The 9,294-nt window shown below is 72.3% G+C and carries 10 protein-coding genes; all 10 read left to right on the top strand.

Going from position 1 to position 9,294, the window contains the following annotated elements:
• The first annotated feature begins 67 nt into the window (after positions 1-67).
• The 10 genes from pdxS (at position 68) to ACI3ET_RS15175 (ending at position 9,269) form a co-directional block, all read left to right on the top strand.
• Positions 68-964: a pyridoxal 5'-phosphate synthase lyase subunit PdxS gene (gene pdxS, locus ACI3ET_RS15220; protein ID WP_405033923.1), complete on the top strand. Its 897-nt coding sequence runs from the start codon at positions 68-70 to the stop codon at positions 962-964.
• A 74-nt stretch (positions 965-1,038) separates the two neighbouring features.
• Positions 1,039-1,689 carry a pyridoxal 5'-phosphate synthase glutaminase subunit PdxT gene (gene pdxT, locus ACI3ET_RS15215; protein WP_405033947.1) on the top strand — a complete coding sequence of 217 codons (651 nt, stop codon included), beginning with the start codon at positions 1,039-1,041 and terminating at the stop codon, positions 1,687-1,689.
• Positions 1,686-2,453, top strand: coding sequence for a YebC/PmpR family DNA-binding transcriptional regulator (locus tag ACI3ET_RS15210; RefSeq protein ID WP_405033921.1), 768 nt, complete (start codon positions 1,686-1,688; stop codon positions 2,451-2,453). The genes pdxT and ACI3ET_RS15210 overlap by 4 nt, the downstream gene beginning before the upstream one ends.
• A 182-nt stretch (positions 2,454-2,635) precedes the next feature.
• Entirely contained in the window at positions 2,636-3,292 is a 657-nt protein-coding gene (gene ruvC, locus ACI3ET_RS15205) for a crossover junction endodeoxyribonuclease RuvC (RefSeq protein ID WP_405033920.1), read from the top strand.
• Positions 3,289-3,897 (top strand): Holliday junction branch migration protein RuvA, encoded by a 609-nt coding sequence (ruvA, locus tag ACI3ET_RS15200; RefSeq protein ID WP_405033919.1) that lies wholly within the window; start codon positions 3,289-3,291, stop codon positions 3,895-3,897. Before ruvC ends, ruvA begins: the two co-directional genes overlap by 4 nt.
• Positions 3,898-3,962: 65 nt before the next feature.
• Positions 3,963-5,045: a Holliday junction branch migration DNA helicase RuvB gene (ruvB, locus tag ACI3ET_RS15195; RefSeq protein ID WP_405033946.1), complete on the top strand. Its 1,083-nt coding sequence runs from the start codon at positions 3,963-3,965 to the stop codon at positions 5,043-5,045.
• Positions 5,046-5,172: 127 nt separating this feature from the next.
• Positions 5,173-5,538 carry a preprotein translocase subunit YajC gene (gene yajC, locus ACI3ET_RS15190; RefSeq protein WP_405033918.1) on the top strand — a complete coding sequence of 122 codons (366 nt, stop codon included), beginning with the start codon at positions 5,173-5,175 and terminating at the stop codon, positions 5,536-5,538.
• Positions 5,538-7,517, top strand: coding sequence for a protein translocase subunit SecD (gene secD, locus ACI3ET_RS15185; RefSeq protein WP_405033917.1), 1,980 nt, complete (start codon positions 5,538-5,540; stop codon positions 7,515-7,517). Before yajC ends, secD begins: the two co-directional genes overlap by 1 nt.
• Positions 7,517-8,716, top strand: coding sequence for a protein translocase subunit SecF (gene secF, locus ACI3ET_RS15180; RefSeq protein ID WP_405033916.1), 1,200 nt, complete (start codon positions 7,517-7,519; stop codon positions 8,714-8,716). Before secD ends, secF begins: the two co-directional genes overlap by 1 nt.
• A gap of 16 nt (positions 8,717-8,732) precedes the next feature.
• Entirely contained in the window at positions 8,733-9,269 is a 537-nt protein-coding gene (locus tag ACI3ET_RS15175) for an adenine phosphoribosyltransferase (RefSeq protein WP_405033915.1), read from the top strand.
• Positions 9,270-9,294: the final 25 nt, after the last annotated feature.

Genomic DNA, 9,294 nt, shown 5'->3' with positions numbered 1-9,294 from the left:
CAGCGCGGCACCCCCCGCACCCACCCCTGACCCCTGGCCGGGGCACGGAGCAGTCCTGAGAGGCACGATGAGCGACACCACGCACACCACCGGCACCACCCGCGTCAAGCGAGGCATGGCCGACATGCTCAAGGGCGGCGTCATCATGGACGTCGTCACCGCGGAGCAGGCCAAGATCGCCGAGGACGCCGGCGCCGTCGCCGTGATGGCCCTCGAGCGGGTGCCCGCGGACATCCGGGCCCAGGGTGGTGTGTCGCGGATGAGCGACCCCGACATGATCGACGGCATCATCGCCGCGGTCTCGATCCCGGTGATGGCCAAGGCCCGCATCGGCCACTTCGTGGAGGCGCAGGTGCTGCAGAGCCTCGGCGTCGACTACGTCGACGAGTCCGAGGTGCTCACCCCCGCGGACTACGCGAACCACATCGACAAGTGGGCCTTCACGGTGCCCTTCGTCTGCGGCGCGACCAACCTGGGCGAGGCGCTGCGCCGCATCACCGAGGGCGCGGCGATGATCCGCTCCAAGGGCGAGGCCGGCACCGGCGACGTGTCCAACGCGACCATGCACATGCGGGTGATCCGCGGCGAGATCAACCGGCTGCGGTCCATGTCGCCGGACGAGCTCTACGTCGCCGCCAAGGAGCTGCAGGCGCCCTACGAGCTGGTCAAGGAGGTCGCGGAGGCCGGGAAGCTGCCGGTCGTGCTCTTCACCGCCGGCGGCATCGCCACCCCGGCCGACGCCGCGATGATGATGCAGCTCGGCGCCGAGGGCGTGTTCGTCGGCTCGGGCATCTTCAAGTCCGGCAACCCCGCCGAGCGCGCGGCCGCCATCGTCAAGGCCACGACCTTCCACGACGACCCCGACACCATCGCCCAGGTCTCCCGCGGCCTCGGTGAGGCCATGGTCGGGATCAACGTCGACGACATCCCCCAGCCGCACCGGCTCGCCGAGCGCGGCTGGTGACCGCCGCGGAGCGCGGCGCCGGGCAGTCCACCGGCGCCGCCGCCGCGGGAGGGTCGGACACGGAGGGGGTCCCGCTGACCGTCGGGGTGCTGGCGGTGCAGGGGGACGTGCTCGAGCACGCGCGGGCGCTCGAGCTCTCCGGCGCCCGGGTGCGGCCGGTGCGCCGCCCCGAGGAGCTGGACCACCTGGACGGCCTGGTGATCCCGGGCGGGGAGTCCACGACGATCGACCGGCTCTGCCGCCTCTTCGACCTGCACGAGCCGATCCGTGACCTCATCGCCGACGGACTGCCGGTCTACGGCTCGTGCGCCGGGATGATCCAGCTGGCCGACGAGATCCTCGACGGGCACCGCGACCAGCAGACGTTCGGCGGGATCGACATGACGGTGAGGCGCAACGCCTTCGGCCGCCAGGTCGACTCCTTCGAGGTCGACCTGCGCATCGAGGGGATCGCCGACCCGGACCGCCCGTTCCGCACCGTCTTCATCCGTGCCCCGCGCGTCGAGCGTGCCGGGGCCGGCGTCGAGGTGCTCGCCCGGGTCGACGACGCGGTCGTCGCGGTCCGGCAGGGGCACCTGCTGGCCACCTCCTTCCACCCGGAGGTCACCGACGACCACCGCGTGCACGAGCTGTTCGTGCGGATGTGCCGGGAGGCGCGGGGCGCGCCCGCCCAGCGGGTAACATCGGTGGCCGATCCAGCCGACGAGGGAAGCAGGACAGCATGAGTGGCCACTCCAAGTGGGCGACGACGAAGCACAAGAAGGCTGTCATCGACGCCAAGCGGGGCAAGCTCTTCGCCAAGTTGATCAAGAACATCGAGGTCGCTGCCCGTACCGGCGGCGGCGACCTCGCGGGCAACCCGACGCTCTTCGACGCCATCCAGAAGGCCAAGAAGACCTCGGTGCCCAACGACAACATCGACCGCGCCGTCAAGCGCGGTTCCGGCGCGGAGGCCGGTGGCGCGAGCTACGAGGCGCTGACCTACGAGGGCTACGCCCCCGGCGGTGTCGCCCTCTACATCGAGTGCCTGACCGACAACAAGAACCGCGCCGTCATGGAGGTCCGCACCGCGCTGTCCCGCAACGGCGGCTCGATGGCCGACAGCGGCTCGGTGGCCTACCTGTTCAACCGCAAGGGCCAGGTCCTCGTGCCCAAGGTCCAGGAGTCCGGCCCCACGAGCGAGGACGACCTGCTCGAGATCGTGCTGGACGCGGGAGCCGAGGAGGTCAGCGACCTCGACGAGGCCTTCGAGATCCTCAGCGAGGCGACCGACGTCGTGGCCGTGCGCACCGCGCTGCAGGAGGCCGGGCTCGACTACGACTCTGCGGAGGTGACCTTCGTGCCGAGCATGGAGGTCGCGCTGGACGCCGATGGTGCGCGCAAGGTTCTGAGGGTCATCGACGCCCTCGAGGACTGCGACGACGTCCAGAACGTCTACAGCAACGCCGACATCTCCGACGAGGTCCTGGCCGAGCTCGAGGCCGACTGACCGTCGTCGGCTCCCGGCGCGGACGGACCGGTCGGCCCGGGCGCCCGGACCGACGCCGCCGGGGTATGGCGTGTCGCGCCTCTCCCACGTCGTCACCCGTGGGTAGGGTTGGGTACGAACACCTGTCCACTCTCGTGCCCACCCCACCCGGGGGCACGGCACACCCACCAGGAGGCCGGCCCATGCGCGTGCTCGGCGTCGACCCCGGTCTGACCCGCTGCGGGCTGGGTGTGGTGGAGGGGCTGCCCGGTCGCGCCCTGCGGATGGTGGCGGTGGGGGTCATCCGCACCCCGGTGACCGACGAGCCGCACGAGCGGCTGCTGTCGGTGCAGACCGAGATCGACCAGTGGATCGCCGACTGGCAGCCCGAGGCCATCGCGGTCGAGCGGGTCTTCGCCAAGGCGAACATCAAGGGGATCATGGGCACGGCGCAGGCCTCGGCGATCCCGATGCTGGCGGCCGCCCGGCTGGGGCTGCCCCTGGGCATGCACACACCCTCGGAGATCAAGGCCGCGGTGACCGGCAACGGCCGCGCCGACAAGGCGCAGGTCACCCACATGGTCACCCGGATCCTCACGCTCGAGGAGGCTCCCCGGCCGGCCGACGCGGCCGACGCGCTGGCTCTGGCCATCTGCCACCTGTGGCGCAGCGCCGCAGACGCGCGGCTGGCCCCGGGCGGCTCGGGAGGCAACCGCATCCAGGAGGCGGAGCGGGCTGCCCAGGCCGCCCCGCCCAACCGGCTGGCCGCCCTGCACGCCCAGCACCGCACCGCCGTCCGGTCCGCCGCGGCGCGCGCCGGGGCCCGCCCGTCCATCAGCACCAGGAGGATCGCACCGTGATCGCATCCGTGCGCGGCCAGGTCCGCCACGTCGGCCTCGACAACGTCGTCGTCGAGGTCGGGGGTGTGGGGCTGCTCGTCCACACCACCCCGGCCACAGCCGCCGACTGCCGGACCGGGACCGAGGTCACCCTCGAGACCAGCATGGTCGTGCGCGAGGAGTCGCTGACCCTCTACGGCTTCCCCGGCCAGGACGCCAAGGCGCTCTTCGAGCAGGTGCAGACCGTGTCCGGGGTCGGTCCCCGGCTGGCGCTGGCGATGCTGTCGGTGCACGCCCCCGACGCCGTCCGTCGCGCGATCGCCCAGGGCGACCTGGTGGCCCTGACCAAGGTGCCCGGCATCGGCCGCAAGTCCGCCGAGCGGCTGGTGCTCGAGCTCAAGGACCGGATCCTGGCCCTCGGCGTCGACTCCGCCGACCTGGGGACCCGGCCCACGCCCGAGGCCGCTGGGGAGGCCGACGCCGCGCAGGTGCGGGCGGCCCTGGAAGGCCTGGGGTGGTCCGTCAAGCAGTCGACCGACGCGGTGAGCACCGTCACGTCCTCCCCGGACGCGCCGCGCGACGTGTCGGGCATCCTGCGGGCCGCCCTGCGGGAGCTGGGCCGGTGAGCCTTCCCGACGACGGCTCGCGCGAGGTCGACTTCGGCGTGGGCCAGGACCCGGGTGTCGGCCGGATGGTGGACCCCGGCGGCACGGACGAGGAGCGCCGCATCGAGGGGGCGCTGCGCCCACGACGGCTGGCCGACTTCCCCGGGCAGCACCGGGTGCGCGACCAGCTCGGACTCGTCATCGAGGCGGCCCGGCGCCGCGGCACCCCGCCCGACCACGTGCTGCTCTCCGGCCCTCCGGGCCTGGGCAAGACCACCCTCGCGATGATCATCGCCGGGGAGCTCGAGCAGCCGATCCGGATCACGAGCGGCCCGGCCATCCAGCACGCCGGCGACCTCGCGGCGGTCCTGTCCTCGCTCGTCGAGGGCGAGGTGCTCTTCCTCGACGAGATCCACCGGATGGCCAGACCTGCCGAGGAGATGCTCTACCTGGCGATGGAGGACTTCCGCGTCGACGTCATCGTCGGCAAGGGCCCCGGAGCCACCGCGATCCCGCTGGAGCTGCCGCCGTTCACGGTCGTCGGGGCCACCACCCGGGCCGGCCTGCTGCCCGCCCCGCTGCGTGACCGCTTCGGGTTCACCGGCCACCTCGACTTCTACGCCACCGAGGACCTGGTGACGATCCTGACCCGCAACGCCACCCTGCTCGGCATCGAGGCGGACCAGGCAGGGATCGAGCAGATCGCCTCCCGGTCCCGCGGCACGCCCCGCATCGCCAACCGCCTGCTGCGGCGGGTGCGCGACTGGGCGCAGGTGCACGGCGACCACGTCGTCGACGAGCCCGCCTCCCACGCCGCGCTCGATCTCTTCGACGTGGACGCGCTGGGTCTGGACCGTCTCGACCGCGCCGTCCTCGAGGCCCTGTGCACGAGGTTCGGCGGCGGGCCGGTGGGCCTGTCGACGCTGGCGGTGGCCGTGGGGGAGGAGCCCGACACCGTCGAGACGGTGGCCGAGCCCTACCTCGTGCGCGAGGGCTTCATGATCCGCACGCCGCGCGGCCGGGCGGCCAGCCCCGCGGCCTGGGCGCACCTCGGCCTGACGCCCCCCGCAGACGCCGCGAACGGCAGGGTGGGCCGCGACCAGGAGGAGCTGCCCCTGGAGGAGGCACCGGCCGCGCCCGTCGGCGGGGCGACGGGGCGGTTCAGCTGAGCCCCGACACGGCATACCCGCCTCTTTGGTCGCTCCAGCCACCTCACCTAGACTGCCCCGGGTGCCTGCGCGGGCTCCGACGCCCTGACCGCTGCACCCGCTCCGAACTACCGACGAAGGTTTCCTCATGACGCCACTGGTTGCTGCCGCCCCCGCCTCGACGGGGGGAGGCCTGACCACCCTCCTGCTGCTCGCGGTGCCCTTCCTGGTGCTGCTCTACCTGATGTTCACGCAGCGCCGGCGGGCCCGCGCCGTGACCCGGGCCCAGGCAGCCATCCAGGTGGGGCAGGAGGTGATGACCGCCTCCGGCATCTACGGCACCGTCACCGCCGTCGCCGACGAGGTCATCCACCTGCAGGTCGCCGACGGCGTCGTGCTCCGCGTGGTGCGCCGCGCGATCGTCCCCTCGGAGTCCGTGCCGCCGCAGGCTGACCGCCCGGAGAACGGACCCGGTCGGTCCGGCCACGAGGACCGGGGCGGGGAGACCGCCTGATGACCCTGTCGACGAGCGGCTCACGCCGCGAGGAGGACCTGCCCGGGGTCGGCGAGTCCAGCTCCCGGCGGCAGCCCCGCGGCAGCGGGACGCGCAAGCCCCGCAAGACGCGCAACCCCCGCATGCGAGGACCCGTCCGGACGCTGACCACGCTCCTGGTGCTCACCCTCCTGCTCTTCGCCGGCATCGGTGCCGCCCACCTGTGGGCCACCCCGCGCGCCAACCTCGCCCCTCAGCTCGGACTGGACCTCGCCGGCGGACGCCAGATCGTCCTCGCCCCGCTCACCGACGACGGGGCCGCCGTCGGGACCGACCAGCTCGACCAGGCGATCGACATCATCCGCCGCCGCGTGGACGCCACCGGCACCTCCGAGGCGGAGGTGTCCCGGCTCGGTCAGAACATCGCCGTCGCGATCCCCGGCAACCCCACACCCGAGCAGCTCGAGGCGCTCAGCCGGTCCTCGCAGATGTCGTTCCGCCCCGTGCTCATAGCCATGCCGGTGCTGCCGCCCGGTGCCGAGCCGCAGGTGCCGCGGCAGCTGCCCCTGCCCTCCGAGCAGCTGCAGGAGCAGGTCGAGCAGCTCACGCCTCCGGAGCCGACGGGTGCCCCCACGGACGCACCGGCCGAGGACCAGGCCGAGCAGACCGACGAGAACCGGGGCGGGGAACGCATCCCCGCGTCGGCGACCGCCGTCGACGAGGCTGCCACCACCCTGGACGCTCCCGCCACCGACGGCGCCGAGGTCACCGTCGGCCCGACCGAGGCCCCGGCCCAGGACCCCGTCCCCGGGAGCAACCCCTCCGACCTGGCGCAGATCACTCCCGAGCTGCAGCAGCAGCTCATCGAGGCTGACTGCGCCGACGAGTCCCTCGCCAGCCGGGTCGCCGCGTCCCCCGCCGCCCAGCCCGTCGTCGTGTGCAACACCGACGCCACGGAGAAGTACATCCTCGGTCCGGTCGAGCTGTCCGGGGCCAACCTCACCGACGCCACCTCCGGCGCCGAGCAGGTGGCCCAGGGTGCGGTCACCGGCCGGTGGCAGGTCGTCCTGACCTTCGACGGCGAGGGTGGTCAGACCTTTGCCGACATCACCTCGCGCCTCATGGGTTTCCCGCAGGACTCGCCGCAGAACCGGTTCGCGATGGTCCTCGACGGCGAGGTCATCTCTGCCCCGACCGTCAACAGCGTCATCCCCAACGGTGTCGCCACGATCACCGGCGACTTCACGGTGGAAGAGGCCGAGACGCTGGCCAACCAGCTCAAGTTCGGGGCGCTGCCGATGAGCTTCGACGTGCAGACCTCCGAGCAGATCAGCCCGACGCTGGGCGGTGAGCAGCTGCGCTACGGCCTCATCGCGGGCGCGATCGGCCTACTGCTGGTCTTCGCGTTCATGCTGGTGCAGTACCACGCGCTCGGCCTCGTCGCCATCGCCTCCCTCGTCGTGGCGGGGGTGCTGGCCTACGGTGCCGTGACGCTGCTCGGCTGGGCGACCAACTTCCGGCTCACGATGGCCGGCGTGACCGGCCTCATCGTGGCGATCGGCGTCACGGCCGACAGCTTCATCGTCTACTTCGAGCGGGTGCGCGACGAGGTGCGCGCCGGACGGCCGCTGCGGTACGCCGTGGACACCGGGTGGGAGCGCGCACGCCAGACGATCATCATCTCCGACGTCGTCAACCTGCTGGCCGCCGGTGTCCTCTACTTCCTGTCCGAGTCGGGTGTGAAGGCCTTCGCCTTCACCCTCGGGCTGATCACCGTCATCGACCTGCTGGTCGTCATGATGTTCACCCACCCGGTGGTCAGCATCCTCGCCAACACCACGTTCTTCGGCGAGGGCAAGAAGTGGTCCGGCATGGAGCCGGAGCGCCTGGGCGCCAAGCGCTCGGCCTACCTGGGCCGGGGGCAGCTGCGGCAGCCCGACGTGATCGCACCGCGACGCACACGGCATACCCGCGAGGAACTGGAAGGCGGTGTCGTCTGATGTCCCGCTTCAGCCGGTTCGGAAACGACCTCTACTCGGGCAGGCGTTCGTTCGACATCGTCGGACGCCGCAAGACGTTCTACCTCATCTCCGTGCTGCTGATGCTGCTGTCGCTGGCGGGCCTGTTCGGCCGGGGACTCAACTTCGGCATCGAGTTCCGCGGCGGCACCGAGCTGCGCGTCTCGGCGGTCCAGGACATCACGGACTACGAGCAGCGTGCCCGGCCCATCGTCGAGGAGACCGTGCCGGGGGAGACGACCACGATCACCCAGATCGGCGACTCCACCGTGCGGGTGCAGACCGGTGAGATGGAGGAGTCGCAGGCCGAGGAGCTGCGTGCCCTGTTCGCCGAGGAGTTCGACGTCCCCGTCGAGTCGGTCGCCAGCTCGCTGGTCGGACCCTCGTGGGGCGAGACCGTGACGCAGCGGGCCCTGCTCGCGCTCGTGGTCTTCCTCGTCCTCGTCACGATCGTGCTCACCCTCTACTTCCACACCTGGAAGATGGCCGGTGCGGCGCTCGTCGCCCTGGTGCACGACGTCCTGTTCACGCTGGGCATCTACGCCCTGCTGGGCATCGAGGTCTCGCCGGCGTCGGTCATCGGCTTCCTGACGATCCTGGGCTACTCGATCTACGACACGATCGTGGTCTTCGACAAGGTGCGCGAGAACACCGAGCACGCCCTCGACACCAAGCGGACGACCTACGGCGAGGCCGCCAACGTCGCGGTCAACCAGACCCTGGTCCGGTCGATCAACACGTCGGTGGTCGCGCTGCTGCCGGTCCTGGTCATCCTCGTCGTCGGCATCACCCTCATCGGGCCGGGCACCCTCGTCGACCTGGCGTGGGCGCTGTTCATCGGCATCGCGGTCGGCACCTACTCCTCGATCTTCATCGCCACCCCCCTCCTCGTGCAGCTGCGGGAGGGCGAGACCGAGATCCGCCGGCACGACGCGACGGTGACGACGCGCCGCAAGCGGTCCGCCGAGCGCAGCTCCTCGCGCTCGACCACCGAGCTGGACGAGCTGCAGGGGGAGCCGGTCGACGCCGAGGAGACCTCCGGCGAGGCGGTCCCTGCCGGGGGCGTCGCGGTCCCGAGCGGGGCGCAGCAGGCCACGGGGGCCGGGGCCGGGGGGCGCCAGCCGCACCCCTACGCCCGACGCGGTCCCCGCAACCAGCCCCGCCGCAAGCGACGCGGCTAGGGGAGGCGGCACAGCCATGGCCACGCCCGACCCCCAGCTCACCGCGGACGTGCTCGCGGGCATGCGCGACATCGCCGACTTTCCGGTCAACGGGGTGGTCTTCAAGGACTTCACGCCCGTCCTGCTCGACCCCGTGCTGCGCGACCGGATCGTGGCCGACACGGTGCAGCGGCGACGCGGCAGCTGCGACGTCGTCGCGGGGATCGAGGCGCGGGGGTTCATCCTCGGCGCGATGATCGCCCACGAGCTGGGTGTGGGCTTCGTCCCGGTCCGCAAGGAGGGCAAGCTGCCCTCGGCCGTGCACGCCCGGTCCTACTCGCTGGAGTACGGCACCGCGACGCTGGAGATCCACCAGGACGCCGTGTCCCACGGCGAGCGGGTCCTGGTCGTCGACGACGTGCTCGCCACCGGCGGCACGGTCGGGGCCACCTGCGCGCTGATCGAGCAGTGCGGGGCCTCGGTCTCGGCCGTCGAGCTCGTCCTGGAGATCGGGGCCCTGCAGGGACGCGACCGGCTCCGGGCCTACGACGTGCACGCGATCGCCACGATCTGACCGGTCCTCCGGCTGTCCTCCCCCC

This window comes from Ornithinimicrobium jinqii (genome assembly GCF_045032595.1).
Lineage (GTDB): Bacteria > Actinomycetota > Actinomycetes > Actinomycetales > Dermatophilaceae > Ornithinicoccus.
This window is presented reverse-complemented; position numbering and strand designations above follow the sequence as displayed.

What these genes read in the sequence shown, in the direction of transcription:
- pdxS (WP_405033923.1), top strand. Translation starts at nt 68, where the DNA reads ATGAGCGACACCACGCACACCACCGGCACCACCCGCGTCAAGCGAGGC.
- ACI3ET_RS15210 (WP_405033921.1), top strand. Translation starts at nt 1,686, where the DNA reads ATGAGTGGCCACTCCAAGTGGGCGACGACGAAGCACAAGAAGGCTGTC.
- ruvC (WP_405033920.1), top strand. Translation starts at nt 2,636, where the DNA reads ATGCGCGTGCTCGGCGTCGACCCCGGTCTGACCCGCTGCGGGCTGGGT.
- ruvB (WP_405033946.1), top strand. Translation starts at nt 3,963, where the DNA reads ATGGTGGACCCCGGCGGCACGGACGAGGAGCGCCGCATCGAGGGGGCG.
- yajC (WP_405033918.1), top strand. Translation starts at nt 5,173, where the DNA reads ATGACGCCACTGGTTGCTGCCGCCCCCGCCTCGACGGGGGGAGGCCTG.
- secD (WP_405033917.1), top strand. Translation starts at nt 5,538, where the DNA reads ATGACCCTGTCGACGAGCGGCTCACGCCGCGAGGAGGACCTGCCCGGG.
- secF (WP_405033916.1), top strand. Translation starts at nt 7,517, where the DNA reads ATGTCCCGCTTCAGCCGGTTCGGAAACGACCTCTACTCGGGCAGGCGT.
- ACI3ET_RS15175 (WP_405033915.1), top strand. Translation starts at nt 8,733, where the DNA reads ATGGCCACGCCCGACCCCCAGCTCACCGCGGACGTGCTCGCGGGCATG.